We start from the raw sequence: 21388 nt of genomic DNA, 5'->3' as shown, positions 1-21388 counted from the left end.
GCAACACTTAAACCAACAGAGATAGTATAGGCTGATAAATCATCATGCTCGAATAACTGACTGGCTTCGGCATAACCATACCAATCTTGGTTGAAGGCACCTGATATACCTAAATGGAATCGTCCATAAAAGTTATCATCGGATTCCACAACAATCGGTAAAATGCTACCAGAGTGATTCGATTTTAATTGTGAAATTATACGTTCGTTACCACTAGCGATATCATAATGCACATACGCTTTCGCATAAGGCTGGAAAACACCGAATGGCGTTCTTAAAGGATGAGAGATACTTAGACCCGAGATTAACATTGTAGACTCTAGCGCATTAATGTTATCTACTTTCGAAATTAAATAATTTGAATTAGATAACGAAACACGTTCTGCATAGCGATCGGTATCAGATAGTGTATATTGAAGGTTACTTTCTAGTGCGACGTTTAAATAGTTATAATCAAAAATATAACCGCTACCCAATGAAAACACCCAAATATCAGAATCAACTTCGTTGGTATTATTAACAACGGTATCACTGTAAAGCGTTACTTGTCGTTCAATATCTGTGTCCATAACCGCATAACTGGCGGTAAAGTCAACATACCAAGCATTACGAAAGTAGCTAAAATAACCGGATGCAATCATTCCATCAATTTCGTTTTCACTATTTTCTGTCAATGGCTTATAAAATGGTAATCCCAGCGTTAAACCAAATAAATAATGCTCATTAAATAAGTAATCTCCTCCCAACGTTAAAGAGTAGCCACTTTGTTCTTGTTCTGTGCCCTTCTGTAACGATACATTATCATTAATTGATGTGTTATCCATTCGAATATAAGTATCTAATCGAGAGTAATCATTAATGAGAGCACTATCGTTATATCGAGCCTCACTATTGGTTAAAAACGAGGTCGTTTTTGTAGATGCTCGATAACTCGTAGTCCTTTCGTTTACAGCAATAGAGCGTAGAGAGGTCGATTCGGCGGTTTTGAGCTTACGCTGTAATTTTTTACCTATCTTATCGCCTCTTACGCTGTTTGCCATTTGCTTCAAATCTGAAACAGCGGCATACACCTCATTAGAAAGTCGAGTAGAAATTGAATCTTCCGCTGGATCATCATTTGCCCACGCACATGAGCAAAAAATTCCGTATATACATGAAAAGCCACAACATAAACGCTTTAATGACAAACGCATAACGCCCCCAAAATATCACTTTCTTCTAATAATCAATATATGAAAGTGCTTATTGCTGTATCAACGAACTAAGTATAGAAAGGTAGGCAACAGGACTTTGTCGCAAAAATAATCATTACGGCTTATTTTTGTTAACAAATAAGTACAGAATGGTAAAATAACCAGAAACTATACGCTGAGTAGCGGCTTTTATAGTAGAAACATAAAATATATGTCAAAATTGAGGTGATTGGTAAATTGTTATTGGCATGCGTATGACAGAAAAAAGTACAACAAACATCGTAAAGATTGGTAATACGCATTTCTTTGATCTTGATAAAAAGTGCCTTTTTACTCTAAAGCAAACCATTAAGCTAAACAGGGCTGAGCGTGAAGTTCTAAACAAACTCATCGTTGCTTCACCTGCCATGGTGTCTAAAGAAGCCTTACTAAGCGCAGGTTGGGCCAGAAAGGAGGTGGCAACAACATCCTTATTCCAAACCATTCGTACGCTCAGAATTAAGCTAAAAGAGCAAAATACAGGTGAAACCATAGCCCTTATACCAAAACTTGGTTACCAAATAATTACTAATGGCTATGCTGAAAAACAAGATATCAATATTCCAACAAAAGAAAATAAAAAGGTTATATCTAAAAGTAAAAACAAATTATTTTATTTGGGAGGAAGCGTTATTATAGCCTTTTTGGCTATTGCTTTCTCATTTTCATTTATAAATAAAGAAACGGAGTATAACTACCTCGTTGAAGTCGACGATGACAATAATACCATTGTATTGATTTCTCAATATGCTGATGATCTTAGCTACTTAATTAACTACACCGATACTTATATAAAGCCCTCCTCTAGCGTTACTAACAAACTACTTTTCATTGCGAAAACTAATGAATTTTATTCAATCGCGGTTTGTGACAAAACAAAAAGTGGATGTAAAGAAAATACATCTCATGCCGTAAGCTTCAAGCATAATGATATAAACCTATCCTGGCCTATATTTGAAAAAGAACTAGACAGTTTGGGTTCAATGCCTGTATTACAAGCAGATACGGCAACGCGATCTGGTGCTAAATCATATAATCACTTCATAGATAATGGTTTATTTTCTAAAAATTTGACCCAACACTTTGTTCACCAGAAAAAAGATAAAAGTTGGTCATTCACAAGCATTGGTTTTAAATTAAACACTAAAGGTACTGAATTTGTAACAACTAACTTTCGAGGTGGTAGTTTAGTCTTTAATGATTCGGTGCAAAAACCTTTTATTTCGTCAATTACAACCACACCAGAATACTTCTATTGGGTGGTCAATGAAAATGAACAAAAAAAATTAGATCTTAATACTCCAGGTGAAATTGAACGCCATGGAATTAATTTATTTAGAGAAGAAATAAAAGTCACTACACATTTACTTTATACGCAATTAGAACTCATGCTTTGGTTTTCTGAAGATATTGGCTTTATTTGGTATCAAAAAGAAAATAACAATGGTTCAGGTTTTAGTGAACTATTTGGCCAATCCTTTCCTTGCTATGCAATAGGCTTAGGCCTAAATAGTAATTGTGAACAAAAAAATCACCCTGTTGTGCCTTAACTCCTGTTGCACCTTAGCTTCTGTTGTACCCTAGTTTAACTGTCTTTATTCTACCTAACTAGCGCCTTGAGAGAGTTTGGGTATACACTGAAAGCAAACGTGCTGACAGTGGTTGTTCAAATGAAACCTACTTTCTACATTTTTTTCTGTCTTTCTATTTTTAATTTTACAGCAATGGCTAACGACGACACTTCGCAAGCTGCAGATGATGTTTGTCAGTGTTTACAAGAGCCTTACCAACAAGCTGAACTTGTTATTAGTGCATTCTCTGAAGCCCAACAATCGGGGGATTTGAGTACTGTAACCCAGACACAAGATCAACTCATGAACATCATAAACACGGCAGAACTTTGCATGGAAAGGCTGCAAATAAAATACCCAGAGATAAATAAAGATCAAGCTCAACAAGAAAAAGTTATGCTGTTGACAGATGAATTGTGCCCTAACCCACTGAATAAATACAGGCAGTAAATGATAGATTAGTGCTTGACCTCCAACATCCAAATGTTAAGTTATTGTTAGCAAGACTTAAGGAGTGTTGTCGATGAAGGAAAAAATCACTACAGCTATAAAACAAGGCATCTATGCTTTGTTTTTTCACTATCGCTCTTTTTTTAACCTTACCTACCCGTTTCTGCTCGCAATGTGCGTTGGCGGTATTGGAATCTCTATTATCCTGCTATCGTCCCACCCAAGCATAAGAATTGGTCTTTGGACATTGGCAATATCAATAGCAATATGTACATGGGTCTTTGTCATTCAACGCCAATACAGTCTAATTCTCTCATGGTCAGACACTCGAAAAGAAGATCATACCATACACAACCTATTCGACATCGATACAAAAAGAGCGCAGTAAGCGCTCTTGTATCATACCCATTCAAACACAAGTGGTATTAAGTGCGATAAAGCACTTTTATAATATGATATCCAAACTTGGTTTTAACTGGGCCTAAAAGCTCAAGTACTTTCCCTGAAAAAACGGCCTTATCAAAAGCTGGGACCATTGCCCCTTTTCGGAATTCACCCAAATCACCACCACGCTTACCTGATGGGCAAGTGGAGTATTTTTTTGCAAGTGTTTGAAACTTTGCACCCTTTTTTAATTGCTTTAGGATGTCATCTGCTTGTTCTTTATGCTTCACCAAAATATGAAGCGCTGCTGCTGTAGAAGCCATAGTGTTACCTTAAATCGAACTATCGCGACATTATACCAAAAGATCGTCACGATTAGCCTGCAAAAATAAAAAGCCAGCAATCGTGCTGGCTTTTAATCTTTAAATCGTGTTTAGGGTCAGCTTTCAGTCTTAAGGATCTGCGCTGTTTCTAAATCTGTCATCTGGCGGATCTGACGCCACATGTAATAGAAAACACCCATCATCATTATCATCGATGGAATAGCGATCATTGGATAACTAACTAACGTCAAACGCCCTAATTCTTCATTAAATGCCTGTGAGCCCGACGGGCTAGTCACAATCATTTTGGCTAGTACGTAATTCATTGCCGATGAAAAGACGAATGTACTCGCAAATAGATAGTTGGCAATAGCAAGACTACGTTCAAATTCAGTACGTTTATGCCTTTCACCTAACTTCTCATTAATCAATGCCATATTCAGCACTGTATCATTGATTAAAAGCTTGCTAACAACCGGGTACTTAGTAAAGGTTGATGCAAATACACCCACACCAATTAAACCAGGTATCAAAGCTTCTTTTACGGCTAACCATTTGGGATCGAGCTCTAATAGTCCAATACCCCCTGTTAGCAAAACGCTGACAAAACCTAACAAAGAGATAAAGTTAAATTTCTTGTATTTGATGAGTTCAAAACCACCAAAGACAACAGGAAAGGCCAAAGCGACAAGTAACGCACCGACTGATCCCAAATACTCATCTCCGCTCAGCTTCATTAGAACAACTGAGGGAATGATGACGTTAAAAATCAAATCATTAAATGGGCTGGCTTTTTTTTCTGTCATAATCTTTTCAAAATTCTCTAACAATTACACTTCAGCATTGTTCATCGAAAAACAACAACTGTAAAGTAGTTGACCGTTACAAAGCGTTAAAACTTCGTGCTAGTCAGCGGTTATATCACACTTATGAGTGTAAGTGACTCATTAACTACTTTTCAAATTTATCTTTTCGCTCAACAAGCATGCTGTTTGCTGAAAATATTGCTTTCCTATTCCATACTCTAGCGATATCACCTCTGTTTCTTGATTTGGAGTGAGTAATGGCAAAGCCTATTGTTGCGAATAATAAACCGATCAAAGTGACATTAAAAAAAGATCAAGAGTACTATTTTTGTGCTTGTGGGCGTTCAAAGAAACAGCCTTTCTGCGATGGGTCTCATCAAGGTACAGGGATAACCCCGCACCCTTTTAAAGCTGATAACGACGAGGATGCTTACCTCTGTGCATGTAAGCATACTGCTAACACGCCATTTTGCGATGGAACCCACAAGAAATTTACTGAGCAAGATATCGGAAAAGAAGGTCCCGGTATCAGTCATTCCGCAGATGCTATGCCTATTGCAGAACCCACGAATGAAGAACCAACCGTCGCTTTTATCCATCAATTAGCAAGAGAAGGATTAAGTAAGCTAGGTCATCACGGACCAATGACAGCAATGGGGGTGCCTCGATATCAGTTACCTGACTGGGACGATATTCAGATTATGGTTGCACAGATGGCCACCAAACCCTTGCTTGAAGGAGAAAAAGTTAATACTGAATTAATCATAGGGCCGAAAGCCAAGCGACCATTAGTGCTCGATATCCCTTTATTTGTCTCTGATATGAGTTTTGGTGCTTTATCTGAAGAAGCTAAAACAGCCCTCGCAATGGGAGCAGAAATGGCTGGTACAGGGATTTGCTCTGGTGAGGGAGGTATGCTTGCAGAAGAGCAGGCTGCTAACTCACGTTACTTCTATGAACTAGCAAGCGCCAAGTTTGGTTATCACGAAGGGTTACTACAAAAGGTTCAAGCTTTTCATTTTAAAGGTGGACAAGGCGCAAAAACAGGGACTGGCGGCCATTTACCAGCAGCTAAAAATGTTGGGAAAATAGCAAAGACCCGATGCTTAACTGAAGGTGTTGATGCTATTTCACCACCAACGTTTGAAGATTTAAAAACACCTCGAGATTTTGCCACCTTTGCTGAAAATGTTAGAGCTATCACGGGTGGTATTCCAATTGGTTTCAAACTCAGCGCTAATCACATAGAGCGTGATATCGCCTTCGCACTGGAAGCTGGTGCTGACTATATCATTCTAGATGGCCGCGGAGGCGGAACAGGAGCTGCCCCTCAGATATTCAGGGATCACATTAGTGTACCAACCATCCCTGCCCTAGCTAGAGCCCGCTCTTTTCTAGATAACCAAGGCGTATCAAACGACGTTACGTTAATTATTACTGGCGGTTTAAGAACGCCGAGTGACTTCGTCAAAGCCCTTGCACTTGGTGCTGATGGCATTGCTATTGCTAACAGTGCTATGCAATCTATCGGCTGTGTAGCCGCGAGAATATGTAACACCAATAATTGCCCTGCTGGGATTGCAACACAAAAAAAAGACCTTCGACAAAAATTAAACCCCGACAAAGCCGCAAAACAACTGCATAATTTTTTCATGGCATCAACGGAACTGATGCAGGTTATGGCAAGAGCCTGCGGGCATCATCACTTAAATCAGTTTAATCGAGATGATCTTGCCAGTTGGCACTACGATATGGCGCGCCTTGCTGGCATCGAATATTCAGGATTCATGCAGCGTAATTAACGGTTGGATAACAAAACAAAGGGTAAACCTTGTACACGGTGGAATAAATCTTTTAAAGTTGAATAACTTATTCTCAGAAGGGCTCAATAATGCTAAAGGCCAATAACACCGCACTCGTAATTGTTGACGTACAAGGTAAGCTTGCTCAAATTATGGATCAACGCGATGAGCTATTCCATAATCTTGAAACAATGGTTAAAGGTGCCAATATTTTAGAGCTGCCTATTATCTGGGTTGAGCAAATCCCAGAAAAGCTGGGCTCTACCATCCCGCAGCTTTCTGATCACTTACAAAACCACGCACCTATCGCGAAGAACAGCTTTAGCTGCTACCGTGAGCCAAAATTCATTGAAGCCTTAGAAAAAGCAGATTGTAATAACATTCTTATTGTGGGTATTGAAGCGCATATCTGTGTTTACCAAACAGTCCGTCAACTACTCGACGCTAATTATCATGTCGAAGTCGTTACAGATGCTGTTTCTGCAAGAAATGCAAAAAACAAGCAAATTGCTATTCATAAAATGGAACAAGCAGGCGCTTCATTGACGAGCACGGAAATGGTTCTTTTTGAGTTACAAGAAGTGGCAGAAGGCGAGCGGTTTAAACAGATTTTAAATATCGTCAAATAATCTTGTGTTCAACTTATTCGCTTTGATAAAAAGCCATGATGTGCCTTTCGCACATCATGGCTTAAATGTTAAGGCTAATTGAACGTATAGTTACCTACGACTTAGTAGCCTCAGCAGTCACGACATTCTGCTCATTCGTTTTTACACTAACTGATAATTCGCGCGCCTTTAATGCAATAACAGTAATGATTAATGCGATCAAAGCAATAACCGCCATTCCGCCATATGTTAGCGTAAAGCCTTCGCCAAGCTGTACAGCATCAAAACTCCCTAACCCCTCACTTGATCCCTCTCCGAGCAATACTGGTACCTTCAAGTGGAATAAAGCCGCACATAACGCAACACCAATCGCGCCGCCTAATTCCCGACCATAACCGAACATTGAGAGGCCAATCCCTCTGTCAGCTGCGGGTAGTACGTCTTGGGCGATAACATTCAGCGCTGGTAGTGTAAGGCCCAGCCCAACACCAGCTAATGCTAATGCCAAAGAAGTTTCCACTCCAAAGTAAAGCTGTGTCATTGCCAGTGCTGTTAATGTAAAACCAATAACAACAAGTGACTTGTAATAACCAGACTTCGCAATACGTTTACCACCAAAATACGCCCCTGCCGTAATGCTCATCATAAAGACCATCATAAACAAACCACTGGTTGATGCTGCCATGCCATGTTGCCATTGCATTTGTAGAGGCAAATACACCAATACTGCGAACATCAATAGCTGTGAACACATGATAAGTACAACGCTTATTAGGTAACCAGGAAGCTTAACTAACCTAGCAGGTAAAATAGGATCATCAACACGCCGTTCAACCAAAATAAGCAATGCAACACTAGCAAGCAATGCCGAAAACAATATTGATTTGCTGATAACCATTTCAGGTGAAAGTAGGAATAATAAAAGTGTTGTAACAACCATCAATAAACAGGCACCTAACCAATCAAATTTGCTATCACGTCCTTGATTCAAATGTTTAAGGTTAGTATTAATTAAGATCAGTGCTAATCCTCCCAAAGGAATGTTGATCCAAAATACCCAGCGCCAACTTAAATGCTCAGCAAAAAAACCACCAAGCAATGGACCCGCAATACTCGATGCAGCATAAACAGCGGAGATATAGCCCTGATATTTACCCACCTCGCGCGCTGGAATAGAATCCGCAATAACAGTAAAGGCAAGCGCAATTAGACCACCGCCTCCAATCCCTTGCAAAACACGCGAAGCAATCAAAGTCGTTAAATCTTGAGAAAGCGCACAGGCAATCGATCCAATTACAAATAAAACAACGCTCACATTGAGCATTTTCACTCGACCGAAAATATCACTTAATTTGCCGTAAACAGGCAGAACTGCCGTTGCAGCAAGTAAATAAGCCGTAATAACCCACGTCAACGTTTGCCCTGCACCAAGGTCATCACCAATCATAGGCAAAGGTGTTGTAACAATACTTTTCTCTAAAGAACCAAGGGCAATCACTAACGCCACACTGGCAAAAATCGTTTTTGGCGACATAATCTCTCCTTTAATAACCCTGTAATGATAATCTATGCGATGGATTTCGAAAACAGGATATAATGAAGGTCAAGATTCCATAAATGGGACATAACATGAAACTTGATGATCTTGAGCTTTTTCTTCACATCGTAAAATCAGGCAGTTTTGCTGCCGCGGCAAGAAAGAAAAACATCCCTACTAGCACACTTAGCCGCCGGATTCAGCAATTGGAATCCGACTCAGGAAGAAAACTGTTAGTCCGCCATGCGAAAGATATGCAACTAACAAAAGACGGACGTCTATTTGTAAAACAATTTGGTACTATCTTTGATGAGTTAGAAAAAAGAGTCATTAGCCTTGATGACGAAAAAGAGCAGCTTTCAGGATTGATTGTGATCAACGCTCCTATTAATCCGATTCAACATCAGATAGGTCAATTGGCGCTTGAATTTGCTGAAAAACACACAAAGATACAGCTACAATTCCAACTAGGTAATCAAGCCGATTACTATTTACGGGGTGATATAGACATCGCACTGCGCTTTGGTATACAACCATCTTCAGACTGGGTTGAACGCAGAATGGCGCACAACTCTGCCATTTTATGTGCCAGCCAAAAATACTTAAACAAATACCCGCAAATCACTCACCCATCACAGTTACAAAACCATAGCTTACTCACTGCGAGCCCCTATCAAAAATGGCACTTTCACCACCAGAACGGGGATACATATGGGCTACAGCATAATGGAAGAATTCAATCAGACGTACTGGAATGCATTCATTACACAGCAATAGCAGGATACGGCATTGCCCGATTACCCGAGTGGTATGCAAAAGAATGGATTGATCGAGGTGAGCTACAGCAAGTATTACTTAACTGGCAATTGGAAGGTTCAGATGTTGTGATGTTACACCCACAACGAAAACTACTACCAGAGCGAACCCAGGCGTTAATTGACTTTATACATGAGCGCTGGACAGGCAATGGCACAACACAATTCCTTCATCGCATTTATAATAGTATGTAAGGACAAATATATACGCATAAATCAACATGAACAGTATTGACAAATTTTCCTTATCGAATTAACTTATTTATACACGAAAAATAAGTCACCTTTGAAAGTAGGTTTTCTATGTTTGCCATCACTAATGTCAATATTTTCACCGGAACAGCGACCCTAACCAATCATGCTATTTTCATTGATGGTGATACCATCTCTGCTATAAAACCAATGGCAGAAAGTGCATTGCCTGACACTGTTTATGATGGCTCCGGACTAACGGCAACCGCCGGATTTATTGACTTACAGCTTAATGGCTGTGGTGGTGTCTTACTTAACACCGCAATTCAGAAGCGTACTCTGGATATTATGAATGCGACGAACCTTGCCAATGGCACGACCCAATATTTGCCAACATTCATTACCAGTGACAACAACAGTATGCAAGATGTCATCAACCTCATTGCTAATATTGACAATAAAGAGCAAGAAGGCATCCTTGGACTACACCTTGAAGGTCCATTTATTAGCAAAGAAAAAAAAGGGGCTCACAACATTGATCACATTAGGGTATTAGACGAACTAACCGCCTACTACCTTGCCGATAACAAAGATCATATTTCCGTTGTGACGATCGCGCCTGAAAATACCCCACAGTCAGTTATCGATATTCTAAAAAACGCAGGTATTACCGTTTCTCTTGGACATACAAATGCCACTTACGATGAACTGGCAGATAAAAACAATTTGGATATGGCTACTCACCTTTATAATGCCATGACCCCACTAGGCTCTCGTGACCCAGGTGCTGTTGGGTATATCTTTGATAAAAAGCCCTATGCAGGCATCATCGTTGACGGCATTCATTCTTCTTTTGCATCAGTACGGATCGCTCACCAATTATTGGGCGAAAAGCTATTTATGGTAACGGATGCCGTTACCCCTGCCGGAACTGATATGACCGAGTATGATATGGCGGGTACCAAAGGTTACGTTACTAACGGTAAATGCCACTACGAAGATGGTACGATTGCAGGCGCAGCAATTACCATGATAGAGGGAGTTAAAAACCTCATCAACCATGTTGGAGTTAGTCGAGAGGAAGCATTTTGCATGGCAAGCCTCTACCCTGCTAAGGCTGCAGGTATTGACCATGAATACGGCCGCTTAGCGGAAGGCTATAAGGCAAACATCAGCTTAATTGATGACGACAATAATATAAGCAGCGTTTTCCAGATGGGCCAAAAGAAGCTGTAATCCAGTTTTCAATTTTATCGCTACCACATTAAAGATAACTATTTTATTATTAATAAAGTATAAAATAATAATTTTAGGTTATYTTTAATGCTGAATACCCAATGGTTAAATACTTTTATTGTTTTAGTTGAAACGGGACATTTTACGCAAACAGCCGAAAAGCTATTTATGACACAGCCGGGGGTTACCCAGCATATAAAGAAGCTAGAGGCTCAAGCCGACACCTTGCTCCTTAAGCGTATCGGTAAGCGCTTTGAATTGACCCCCGCAGGTGAAAGCCTTTATCAATATGGATTACGCCGCCGTGATGATGAAGCACTACTACTGAAGAGTCTGCTGAAAGACGAAGAAGATAGCGGTGAATGCTATATCGCTTGTTCCGGCTCATTAGCCATGTATCTATACCCTATCTTCCTTCTTCATCAACAATGTAACCCTAAACTTAGTGTTCACGTTGAAGCTGCACCAAATCATAAAATAATAGAAAGTGTAAAAGCGAACAGTATAGACCTTGGGATTGTGACACACGCCATCGCAGACCCAAATATTGACCAAGAATCAATTGGATTTGAGCCGCTTTGTGTGGTTGTGCCTGCCTGTTATCCATCCGATACCCTTGATATGCTTCAGCTATCTCAGCTCGGTTTCATTAACCATCCTGATGGTGAGCATTATTTACAGCAAGTTCATCATGCTAATTTCACTGACACTCCATTCGATTTCAATAAAGTGAACGTCGCAGGTTACATCAATCAACTTAACCAAATTCTGCTGCCAGTATCTCTTGGACTAGGCTTTACCGTACTGCCTAAAAAAGCGGTGGACAGCTTCTCATCCCCATCTGAAATAAAAACGATCCAACTTCCAAACACGGTTGATCAAGCGCTCTTTTTAATCAAGAAAAAGCACCGTACCTTAGGAAAGCGTTATCAATATTTTATCGATAAGATAAAGTCATCGTTGTAACCCTACGGTTGCAATCCCAGCACTAATAATGAGTGAGCCCCCCGTCCGGTTGATCCACCTCTGTGCTATTGGGCTTCTCACTTTATTTCTTGCTACAGAAGCAGTAATTCCATAGGCACTCAAACTTATTAATGCTAAGCCAATAAATGTAATAACAAGCACTATCATCTGAGGAGCGATAGGTTTACCGGCATGAATAAATTGAGGGAGAAAAGCCATAAAAAAAACAATACTTTTGGGGTTTAACAACGTGACAATGTAAGCGTGGCGAAAAATATGTCGGCTATTCACATTACTATCGGTCGGTTGTTCATCTTCAACAATCGGCGATTTGAATAATTGCATACCAAGATAGATTAAATATACCGCGCCAAGCCATTTAACGACCGTAAACAATTCTGCTGATGCTGCTAACAATGCGCCTAAACCAAGTAAAGAAGCAAGCATCGCCGTTAAATCACCTAATACAACACCTCCAACTAACGCAACTGCAGCACTACGCCCATGACTTAACGCATAAGAGATAACTAAAAGAATTGTGGGGCCTGGAATTACAACAAAAACGGCAGACGCCGCAACGAATGCAAGCCAATTTTCTAATGGCACAATGATTACTCCCTGTAAAATGAAAAAACCACCGTAATATCAGGTGGTTTCTTAAAATTCAATTTATCACAAATCTACAGAACGTTAAAATTAATAGCCTTCAAATCACATAAACACCAACACAGCATGAGGGGGGGATTATAAAGAGCGCATCAAAATCTCGTATTCTTCTTCAGCAAGTTCGATTAATTTAGCTAACTCTCTAGCATCATCGTTCGCAAGGTGGACATGCCACTGTATTGATTCTGGCTCTAGTAAATCCTTGCAAACTAATTCGGTTTTCTTACCATCAGAGTAAAAGTATAGTTGGTCAAAATCCCCTTCCATACTGCTGTTATTTTCTAGAATAGTAACTTTGAGCTCCCCTGTCGGTATTACAGTGACATCTGCATGTAACCCAGACTCATCTGACAATGCAAAAAGTCTATTTTCAGCCAACATATTCCAGCCTCCTATTGGAATTAACCCGTATCAGTGCTTTCTTCTACAATCTGGATAAGCGCCAAACCAGAGGCCTAACCAAATTATATTAAGTCTAGTCAAGCATATTGGCGTCCAATAAAAATTCATCAAAACGACACAATAATTCATCATTAATTTGACCTTGATCCGATGTATCAGGCTTGTTTACTATTTTAGCGTGAAATATTCTCGTTTCATGTGGCTATAGCAAAATGATATATTGAAAAAAAACACCAAGGATGTCCCTAATGATTGATTTTCGTTCCGATACTGTTACACGCCCTACCATCGCTATGAGACAAGCGATGTCTTCTGCGGAAGTTGGTGATGATGTATATGGCGATGACCCAACAATTAATGAACTTGAACAATGGACCGCGCAAAAGCATGGATTTGAAAGTGCATTATTTTGTAGCTCAGGCACACAAGCTAATTTACTTGCCTTAATGGCTCATTGTGAACGAGGTGATGAATATCTATGCGGCCAACAAGCGCATAACTATAAATTTGAAGGTGGTGGTGCAGCAGTACTCGGCTCAATTCAACCACAACCAATTGAAAATGAAAAAGATGGATCACTTTGTTTTAAAAAGCTTGCAGCAGCAATTAAACCCGATGACCCTCACTTTGCTCGCACGCGCTTATTGAGCTTAGAAAACACGATTAACGGTAAAGTCTTACCATTAAGCTACCTTGCAGAAGCAAGGGATTTTGTTAATCAGCATGACCTAAAACTGCACCTTGATGGTGCACGCGTGTATAACGCTGCAGTTGCATTAAATGTTGATATTACTGAAATCAGCCGCCACTTCGATTCAATGACGATTTGTCTATCAAAAGGGCTCGGGGCACCTATCGGCTCACTGGTATTAGGCGATAAGGCATTTATTCAACGTACTCGCCGTTGGCGTAAAGTACTTGGTGGCGGGATGCGACAAGCAGGTATTCTCGCTGCTGCAGCAAAGATTGCATTGACTGAGCAAACGACGCGCTTAATTGAAGACCACGACAACGCGAAATATCTAGCCCAACAACTCAATCAAATTACAGGGTTTGAGGTAAATACTGCGCATGTAGAAACAAACATGTTGTTTACAAAAGTTGCCCCTCAGATAGATCAAGCGAAGTTAGTCTCAACGTTAAAAGAAAAAGATATTCTGATCTCAGCTGGACAACCAATGCGCCTTGTAACGCACCTTGATATTACACGCGAAGACATTGATATCTTTATTCGTGAATTGACCGAAGCTGTTGCTTAAGACGCAAATAGCATCTTCAATGAAAAAGGCACTATATGTGCCTTTTTATAACTCACTAAAATGCTAATCAGTTAAAACAGAGCATTATTTAATAACAAGTGACAAACTATACTCGCCACATAGCCTAAAGCTATTACTGGCATCCACTTTAAATGGCCAAAGAACGTATACTTACCATGCGCGGCTCCCATTAATGCAACACCAGCTGCTGATCCGATCGACAGTAAACTCCCCCCAACCCCAGCAGTTAATGTCACCAATAACCAATTACCCAAGGTTAAGTCTGGTTGCATTGTTAATACTGCAAACATCACTGGAATATTATCTACGATAGCAGAAAGGATACCAACCATGATATTGGCCCAAACAGGGTTCCACTGATTGTACATAACATCAGAAACCAGCCCTAAATAGCCGAGTAAACTTAAGCCACCAACGCACATTACAACACCGTAGAAGAATAACAGTGTATCCCACTCAGCATGAGAAACGCGTTTAAATACATCGAAAGGTACAACAGATCCAATACGTTTCAATGCGGCTTCATCTTGGTTCGCCTCTGCAATCGCCTTTTTCTTCTCTAACGATCGAGGTAAGGTTTTCCTTAAATAAAAACCAAAGAACTGCAGATAAGCCAGCCCCATCATCATTCCGATAACTGGCGGGAAATGGACAAGCGCATGGAAACCGACCGCTGTTGCAATTGTCAGTACAAATAATACAACGATGCGTTTAGCTCCACGCTTAAGTTCTACATATTCACTGGTCGTATTTGGCTGCGTTTTCGGCACAAAAAACGACATAATAATCGCTGGCACTAAGTAATTAACAACCGATGGGATAAAGAGATCAGTAAACTGCATAAATGTCACTAACCCTGCTTGCCACACCATCAACGTTGTAATATCGCCAAAAGGGCTAAATGCACCACCAGCATTCGCTGCTACAACAATATTAATACATGCAATATTGATAAAACGTAGGTTACTTCCTCCCACTTTTAATACGACGGCACACATTAATAATGCAGTAGTAAGGTTATCTGCGATAGGTGAAATTAAGAAGGACAAAATACCCGTAATCCAGAAAAGCGTCCTAAAATTAAACCCTTTACTCACCATCCAAGCTTGAAGGGAGTCAAACAACCGCCGCTCTTCCATTGCACTTATATAAGTCATAGCAACTAAAAGGAAAAGTAACAATTCAGCATATTCAAGCAAGTTATGCTCAAGTGCTTGCTTGGCTAACTCGATTTGGCCCTGTTGTTGATATACGTAGCCAATCATCATCCAAATCAGGCCAGCAGCTAACAATACCGGTTTGGATTTCCGTAGCTGTAAATACTCCTCTCCCATGACTAAACAATAAGCTAAGCCAAAGATAATTAAGGATGCATAACCTATTGTTGATGTTGTTAAATCTAGACCTGCATCACTTGCCAAAGCAGGTGCGGCTGCACTCAATCCTATTGCGCAACCAATTAAATAACGCATTTTCATTGTATTCTCAGCTCCATGAGATTGATTCAACTCACTCTAGTTTACACATTCCAGTGTTGTATTTACGTGAAGCAAACCAACAAGTTAACAATTGATGTAACAAAAAATTAACGACATGAATTTTTACTCTAAAATACTAAATACGCCTAAGAGTTAATGAACTTGCCATATTATAAAGAAGAGGTTGCAACGTGGATAACATACAGTCTTGGATGAACCAACTCACACCTTGGTATAAAACCAATGGCCACTGCGACAAATCAATCCTCATTAATGCGATAAATAGCGCACCTAATAGCATCTTTACCTCTATCGACAGTCAATTACATAGCGATGCTCTTGCATATTGGTTAGACGCCTGTTTAACGTTAAGTCATATTTATCAAAATACTGGCAACATTGAGCAGGCATTTAGCTATCGCCAATTTGCTTATAGTAAAGTTCAAGAAGTCGCGACGCTTCCTAATCAGTCCCAAAATATGAAACGCTGGAGTTTAAAAAAACTAGACAGCATGATCGTTGGTCTAATGGCGTTTTGCCAGCAACAACAACAAGAAAAATGGCAACACGAATGCGTCGACCTCGTTAACTACCATGTACTCTTTATGGAAGGCCAATACCACCAAAATCTTGCCTACCCCTCGAAAAGCCAACTCGACGTCTAATGCTTTTACTTAGGTTAAAACAGGCTTGCTTTGTCTTATCGTAACAAAGGCAGCATCAAATTTAGCCTGATACCTCAAAATTTTACTAAGCTCATAATATCAATGAATTGGTATTAACATTAAATGATGAAAAGTGATCGTATTAACGAATCATTTCAATCTTACTACTCATCCATTAGCACAAGCCACAATAAGAGAAGTGCTAGCCCTAAGTGATTGAGGATTATTCAGTAATGATGTTTAGACAGATCCTAAAACCTTTAGTTAATTTAGCCACCATCACTACACTGGTTGCTTTTACTTCAACAAGCTTTGCTGAACCTCCGCCTACTCCACCAGAAATTGCCGCTGAAGGTTGGGTGTTAATGAGCTACGAGTCGGGGCAAGTGATAGCAAGTAGCAATGAGCGAAAACAACTTGCTCCAGCCAGCCTAACAAAAATAATGAGCAGTTACGTCGTCGGGTTAGAATTAAAATCAGGTCACATTGCTTCAAATGATCTGGTTATCATTAGCGAGAATGCGTGGGGGAAAAAATTTCCTGGTTCATCTAAAATGTTTTTAAATGTTGGTGATCAAGTCACCGTTGATGACCTTAATCGTGGGGTCATCGTCTCCTCAGGCAACGACGCAACCGTTGCACTCGCAGAACATGTTGCTGGGCATGAATCTGCCTTTATCGAAATGATGAACCGTCACGCAGAAAGAATAGGTATGATGGATAGTTATTTCGCTAACCCTCATGGCCTTGATGCCAATGATCAATACACAACACCTTACGATATGGCGGTACTAACACGTGCTTTTATTAAAGATGTGCCTGATGTGTATCCCCTTTTCAAAGAAAAATCGTTTACATTTGGTAAAATAAAGCAAGGAAATCGCAATGCACTGCTCTGGGACACCACCCTTAATGTCGATGGTGTTAAAACTGGCTACACGAAACAAGCCGGATACAGCCTAGTATCCTCTGCAGAACAAAATGGACAACGATTAATTGCCGTTGTTATGGGAACAAAAAGTGTCACAACACGCCGTACAGAAAGTAAAAAATTATTAACTTGGGGTTTTCGATTTTATCAAGACATCACCCCTGACTTCAGCAGTAAAGAGTTACAGCCATTGAAGGTATGGTATGGCTCACCATCAACCATTAATTTAGAAGTTGCTGACGGTGGAACGATTACAGTACCGAGACGGCAACGTAAGCAAATCGACTTTAAAGTTTTTTATGACAATAGCCTAGAAGCACCAGTAGACAAAGGTCAACAAGTAGGTAAAGTCGAATGGTATCTAAATGATGAAGTGATTGCAGAACAAGCTTTACTCGCCAAAGAAGCGTCTAATGAAGCCCCTTGGTATAAATCAATGGTAGATGTCGTATGGCGCCCCATAAATCAATGGTTTTCCAATCAAGATTGGGAGCCTAATACCAATCTGGATAAGTAACTGATTTATGTGTTTCGTAGGAAAATTGTTGTTTTCAAGACAGAGATTGYAGTAACTAGCGGTTCTAATTACACAATTTTTACGTAACGAACACTAAAACAGGCCATGCGGCCTGTTTTATTTTTTTATTCATAAACATCATCAAAACTTTCAGAATCAAACAAATCATCCAGTTCAGTGTCTGTCATTTCGATATCCCAAAGATCATCGTCATTCATTTCACTTTCGAACGGTTCAAAGTTGTACATGCTTGCTCTCCGTTTTTTGTTTGTACTCCCTACTTTTTAAAAGTTAAACATGTCATTAGCATGAACAATCTATTTCAACAAAAAGAAATAAATAATTTACCCGTTATAGCTTGTGATCAGGTTTCATCCAAACTGATTTAAAATCGAACCACCCCATTGAATTCGACTGCATGCCTTGAACTACACCTGTATCGTCAACACCTAACCAGTTATGAAATAATGGCAAAACCTGTCCAAACTCAACCAACTTTGCTCCTATCTGCTGACAAGGTGATTTTTGGCCGGGCTGACTACGCCATCGTTCTACCTCATACTCTAATGCATCAAATTCTTCAGTCGGCATCGCTCTAGATATATGATCAAAATTGAAAAACCATGATAGTAGTGCATCATCCCGATAATTCATTAAGCTCATACCACCAAGCCAAATATCAATTTTGTCTGCATATTTACCCAGAGTAATTTCGGTCAGACTCAATTCAAGTATTTTTAGTTTTACCCCATCTTCTTGCAACAAGTCCCGAATAGCTTGCGCGATATGTGGATAAACAGGGTGCTGACACGAAAATGCAATTGTGACGGTACGTGTTGAAGGAGCTAAGGTAGGTCGAGTTTGTAATGGAACATGCGCCCAACCAGGCAATATACCGTAAGCATTCGTTAGCCTAAAATCGCCAATTTTATCTTTATCTAAACGCTGCAATATATTCAGCGAATTTAAGCGCCCATGGAAATAGTCTAACCATTTCTGATCAGTTGGTAGACCTTTACGTCGATTAAACAATAGAAAGTTACACCCCTCATCAAGCTTTAATCGGCTTGAAACACTAACATTGCCAAGTTGCGTTTCATCAGTCTCAGGTTGCAAATAACACGAGGCAACTTCTGATAACATCCATATATCAACAGTATCGATCAATGCTCGAAAACCAAAGTACTGATCAAAGGCCTCTAACTTAAAACGCTTGTTATCATTTTTAACCACCTTATAAGGACCTGTACCCACAGGGAATAACTCGTTTTGTTTGTTATGATCAGCCTCTGCGGGCTGAATCATTGCAACCAAGTTCGTCAGCAAGTCAGGAAAATGGTGATCATTGGCACTAAGAAAAAAATCTACTGTATTACTATGTGGTACATCAACCCGGTCGATGTGACTAAATAACCGATGTGTCTTAACGGTATCAAACGTCGTAATAATATCTTGGCTATTGAGTAACCTTCCATCATGAAAGCGCACTGACGGGCGAAGAAAAAATCGCCAATGACGAGGAGATATAGCCTCCCAGTGATGAGCAAGATCACCTTCGACTTCCTCCTTTTCCTCATTTATTCGTGTTAGGCCATTAAATATTTGTTTAACGAGGTGCTGCTCAGATCGTCTTAATGGCTGCAATGGGTTCAGATTACTGAATGCTCGATAATAAGGCAGCCTAACAATTTGTTTACCGTGTGCCGTGGTATGCCCTAACTGCTCTTGGATAATTTGAGCAAGCATATCAGCGTTATTGCTTAATGCCTCAAGTGCTGGCTCTAACTTTCCCTCAGCAACCAATTTGCGAGCGTGAATCATCTGTAATTCACTTTCGGTGCTATGGAATGTTAACCGTGATAACTTCCCTCGTCCAACAGCTGGCTCCCATGTGATCCAGCCTTGGTCAGCCATTTTGTTGATTACCATACGGACATTACGACGAGTACAAAACAACACTTCAGCAATATCTTGTAGGTTTATATCGCTGTCTTCACCGGAAAAGTGCTGATATAACTGTTTAAATTGAGATTTGAGCCGTTGACCACTCATAAAAGAGGAACCTATATATCTAATTTCTTCTGTTTTAGATTTCCTATTTTAGCGTAAAACTACACCTGTACCCAAGTGGTATAGGTGGCATTGTCAGAAGTAAAGGGTTACCCCCACCAGTTGCTCCGAGTGAAGCAATGCCACCTTTTAATTTAAATAGCTAAATACGATAACATTGATGCCGAACTCAGTTAAACAACGTACTATCGGTATCAGCAACCATTAGCTTATGGCTATCTTTTAGCCGTACATGCTTGAAACCGCCGGAGCCATAATAACTACGACATGATTCTAACACCCAGTCACGATAGTCATGCAGCTGTTCGCCATTATACTGATGTGTACTCACAACGCCTTCAGCCCATGCTAACGCCATGAATGAAACCAACTCCCACTGTTGACCAGCCATCACTTTCGCCTGCTTCTTAAAATGCTCTTTTAATCCTGCCAGCTGTTCATATTCGAAGTCAGAGTAATCTTCACGGGTAACAATATTTGGTGGTATAACCATTTTATAGCAACGGCCTATGTCTTTTGCCCTATCAACATCATTAGCCATCAAAGGATGGCTAATGGTTAGCAGTAATACTATTAGGGCAAAAATTTTCATTTAGCTCTCTTCTTGTAGTTACTTATCAGAATGTATCTCAATTTCTTAATCTGAAAACGGCTGAGACGGTAAATACATTACAGATTAACAAGCAAGAACTACGCCGAAACTTCACAACTATACAAACTTACGCTTACAGCTCGTTTTTTTACTCGTATCAAGGGAGTAGTGTCGAGGCATTAGCTAAAAACTGCCCAGCATTATTACCTCAATTCGCATAATGCTAGTGACATTTCTTAAATACAAAAAAAACGAGCCTTAAGCTCGTTTTTTCAATAAAAAATAGTGTAAGAGTTAAACTGTGTCAGTAGCAAGCTGACCTGCAGTCGACGACTTAGATTTAGCTCTTTCTAACTGGAATTCACGTAACTTAAAGTACGAATAAGTTACAACAATGGAAAAGAACAAGTATGACAATGAAAAGATAAATGGTGAATTAATTAAGTTTGCTTCTAACCCCCACATTACACCGATGATGGTCACACCAATCTTTGCTGTTAATCCCATTAACAACATAAGTAATGCCAATTGCGGATAGCGTACCGAGCAACGGAAAGAGAGCCAGTATCCTGTACCTACCGCGATAGCAGCGACACCAAAACCAACCATAAACGAATGGAAATGCTCGCCAGAAAGAACGCCAGCAACGGCAGAAAGAAGGAAGATCAAACCAAATTTCATAAACACCTCAACACTAGAATAAGAAAAAGCATCCTTTCAACAACATTATTTTCCCACTGATCGTTTAAAAATTATACAACAATTTACTTCACTTCTGAAATATTAATCACAATTTTCATGGATTTACATTTCGCAACATTTTAACATGCTGTATCATAAGATTTTACAGGAATGATGTTAACAC

At 39.9% G+C, this 21388-nt stretch carries 21 protein-coding genes; 10 read left to right on the top strand and 11 right to left on the bottom strand.

What is annotated here, in order from left to right:
- A partial coding sequence (locus L4D09_RS26585; RefSeq protein ID WP_428460559.1) for an autotransporter domain-containing protein occupies positions 1–1193 on the bottom strand: 1193 nt, incomplete at its 3' end.
- 254 nt (positions 1194–1447) lie between these two features.
- On the opposite strand from L4D09_RS26585, the gene L4D09_RS26580 reads away from it, so the two are divergent.
- Positions 1448–2782, top strand: a complete 1335-nt coding sequence (locus tag L4D09_RS26580) for a winged helix-turn-helix domain-containing protein (RefSeq protein ID WP_428460558.1) — start codon at positions 1448–1450, stop codon at positions 2780–2782.
- A gap of 120 nt (positions 2783–2902) precedes the next feature.
- Complete coding sequence (locus L4D09_RS26575; protein ID WP_428460557.1) at positions 2903–3253, top strand: hypothetical protein; 351 nt, start codon at positions 2903–2905, stop codon at positions 3251–3253.
- A gap of 425 nt (positions 3254–3678) precedes the next feature.
- Here the strand turns inward: L4D09_RS26575 and ppiC are convergent, their stop codons facing one another.
- Together ppiC and L4D09_RS26565 are read right to left on the bottom strand one after the other, a co-directional pair.
- Positions 3679–3960 carry a peptidylprolyl isomerase PpiC gene (gene ppiC / locus L4D09_RS26570; protein WP_428460556.1) on the bottom strand — a complete coding sequence of 94 codons (282 nt, stop codon included), beginning with the start codon at positions 3958–3960 and terminating at the stop codon, positions 3679–3681.
- A 116-nt stretch (positions 3961–4076) separates the two neighbouring features.
- On the bottom strand, positions 4077–4766 hold the full coding sequence (locus tag L4D09_RS26565) for a VC0807 family protein (RefSeq protein ID WP_428460555.1): 690 nt from the start codon (positions 4764–4766) through the stop codon (positions 4077–4079).
- A gap of 257 nt (positions 4767–5023) precedes the next feature.
- Between L4D09_RS26565 and L4D09_RS26560 the strand changes: the two genes are divergently transcribed.
- Together L4D09_RS26560 and L4D09_RS26555 are read left to right on the top strand one after the other, a co-directional pair.
- Positions 5024–6568 carry a glutamate synthase-related protein gene (locus tag L4D09_RS26560; protein ID WP_428460554.1) on the top strand — a complete coding sequence of 515 codons (1545 nt, stop codon included), beginning with the start codon at positions 5024–5026 and terminating at the stop codon, positions 6566–6568.
- Between the two features lie 89 nt (positions 6569–6657).
- On the top strand, positions 6658–7197 hold the full coding sequence (locus L4D09_RS26555; RefSeq protein ID WP_428460553.1) for a hydrolase: 540 nt from the start codon (positions 6658–6660) through the stop codon (positions 7195–7197).
- 94 nt (positions 7198–7291) lie between these two features.
- Here the strand turns inward: L4D09_RS26555 and L4D09_RS26550 are convergent, their stop codons facing one another.
- The gene (locus tag L4D09_RS26550; protein WP_428460552.1) at positions 7292–8710 is read right to left on the bottom strand and encodes an MDR family MFS transporter; all 1419 of its coding nucleotides are present in this window, start codon (positions 8708–8710) and stop codon (positions 7292–7294) included.
- Positions 8711–8805: 95 nt separating this feature from the next.
- Here L4D09_RS26550 and L4D09_RS26545 point away from each other — a divergent pair, with 95 nt between their 5' ends.
- From L4D09_RS26545 to L4D09_RS26535, 3 genes are all read left to right on the top strand, one after another.
- The gene (locus L4D09_RS26545) at positions 8806–9723 is read left to right on the top strand and encodes a LysR family transcriptional regulator (RefSeq protein ID WP_428460551.1); all 918 of its coding nucleotides are present in this window, start codon (positions 8806–8808) and stop codon (positions 9721–9723) included.
- A 108-nt stretch (positions 9724–9831) separates the two neighbouring features.
- The gene (gene nagA, locus L4D09_RS26540) at positions 9832–10956 is read left to right on the top strand and encodes an N-acetylglucosamine-6-phosphate deacetylase (protein WP_428460550.1); all 1125 of its coding nucleotides are present in this window, start codon (positions 9832–9834) and stop codon (positions 10954–10956) included.
- A gap of 87 nt (positions 10957–11043) precedes the next feature.
- Entirely contained in the window at positions 11044–11922 is an 879-nt protein-coding gene (locus tag L4D09_RS26535) for a LysR family transcriptional regulator (protein WP_428460549.1), read from the top strand.
- On the opposite strand, the gene L4D09_RS26530 is transcribed toward L4D09_RS26535, so the two are convergent.
- The gene (locus L4D09_RS26530; RefSeq protein WP_428460548.1) at positions 11911–12528 is read right to left on the bottom strand and encodes a LysE family translocator; all 618 of its coding nucleotides are present in this window, start codon (positions 12526–12528) and stop codon (positions 11911–11913) included. The genes L4D09_RS26535 and L4D09_RS26530 overlap by 12 nt on opposite strands.
- 138 nt (positions 12529–12666) lie before the next feature.
- Positions 12667–12969 carry a hypothetical protein gene (locus L4D09_RS26525; protein ID WP_428460547.1) on the bottom strand — a complete coding sequence of 101 codons (303 nt, stop codon included), beginning with the start codon at positions 12967–12969 and terminating at the stop codon, positions 12667–12669.
- 269 nt (positions 12970–13238) lie between these two features.
- Between L4D09_RS26525 and ltaE the strand changes: the two genes are divergently transcribed.
- The gene (gene ltaE / locus L4D09_RS26520; protein WP_428460546.1) at positions 13239–14249 is read left to right on the top strand and encodes a low-specificity L-threonine aldolase; all 1011 of its coding nucleotides are present in this window, start codon (positions 13239–13241) and stop codon (positions 14247–14249) included.
- A 71-nt stretch (positions 14250–14320) separates the two neighbouring features.
- Here the strand turns inward: ltaE and nhaD are convergent, their stop codons facing one another.
- Positions 14321–15748 (bottom strand): sodium:proton antiporter NhaD, encoded by a 1428-nt coding sequence (gene nhaD, locus L4D09_RS26515; RefSeq protein ID WP_428460545.1) that lies wholly within the window; start codon positions 15746–15748, stop codon positions 14321–14323.
- 191 nt (positions 15749–15939) lie between these two features.
- On the opposite strand from nhaD, the gene L4D09_RS26510 reads away from it, so the two are divergent.
- Positions 15940–16413: a hypothetical protein gene (locus L4D09_RS26510; RefSeq protein WP_428460544.1), complete on the top strand. Its 474-nt coding sequence runs from the start codon at positions 15940–15942 to the stop codon at positions 16411–16413.
- A 236-nt stretch (positions 16414–16649) separates the two neighbouring features.
- Complete coding sequence (locus L4D09_RS26505) at positions 16650–17861, top strand: serine hydrolase (RefSeq protein ID WP_428460560.1); 1212 nt, start codon at positions 16650–16652, stop codon at positions 17859–17861.
- Between the two features lie 125 nt (positions 17862–17986).
- Here L4D09_RS26505 and L4D09_RS26500 read toward each other — a convergent pair whose 3' ends face one another.
- The 4 genes from L4D09_RS26500 to L4D09_RS26485 all read right to left on the bottom strand — a co-directional run bounded on the left by L4D09_RS26500 (position 17987) and on the right by L4D09_RS26485 (position 21204).
- The gene (locus L4D09_RS26500) at positions 17987–18109 is read right to left on the bottom strand and encodes a hypothetical protein (protein WP_428460543.1); all 123 of its coding nucleotides are present in this window, start codon (positions 18107–18109) and stop codon (positions 17987–17989) included.
- A 103-nt stretch (positions 18110–18212) separates the two neighbouring features.
- A complete protein-coding gene (gene sgrR / locus L4D09_RS26495) occupies positions 18213–19913 on the bottom strand; it encodes an HTH-type transcriptional regulator SgrR (protein ID WP_428460542.1) in 1701 nt (566 codons plus the stop codon).
- A gap of 187 nt (positions 19914–20100) precedes the next feature.
- Positions 20101–20523 carry a hypothetical protein gene (locus tag L4D09_RS26490; RefSeq protein WP_428460541.1) on the bottom strand — a complete coding sequence of 141 codons (423 nt, stop codon included), beginning with the start codon at positions 20521–20523 and terminating at the stop codon, positions 20101–20103.
- A gap of 294 nt (positions 20524–20817) precedes the next feature.
- Positions 20818–21204 carry an NADH:ubiquinone oxidoreductase gene (locus L4D09_RS26485; RefSeq protein ID WP_428460540.1) on the bottom strand — a complete coding sequence of 129 codons (387 nt, stop codon included), beginning with the start codon at positions 21202–21204 and terminating at the stop codon, positions 20818–20820.
- Between the last annotated feature and the right edge of the window lie 184 nt (positions 21205–21388).

The organism is Photobacterium makurazakiensis (assembly GCF_050336715.1).
Classification (GTDB): domain Bacteria; phylum Pseudomonadota; class Gammaproteobacteria; order Enterobacterales; family Vibrionaceae; genus Photobacterium; species Photobacterium makurazakiensis.
This window is presented reverse-complemented; position numbering and strand designations above follow the sequence as displayed.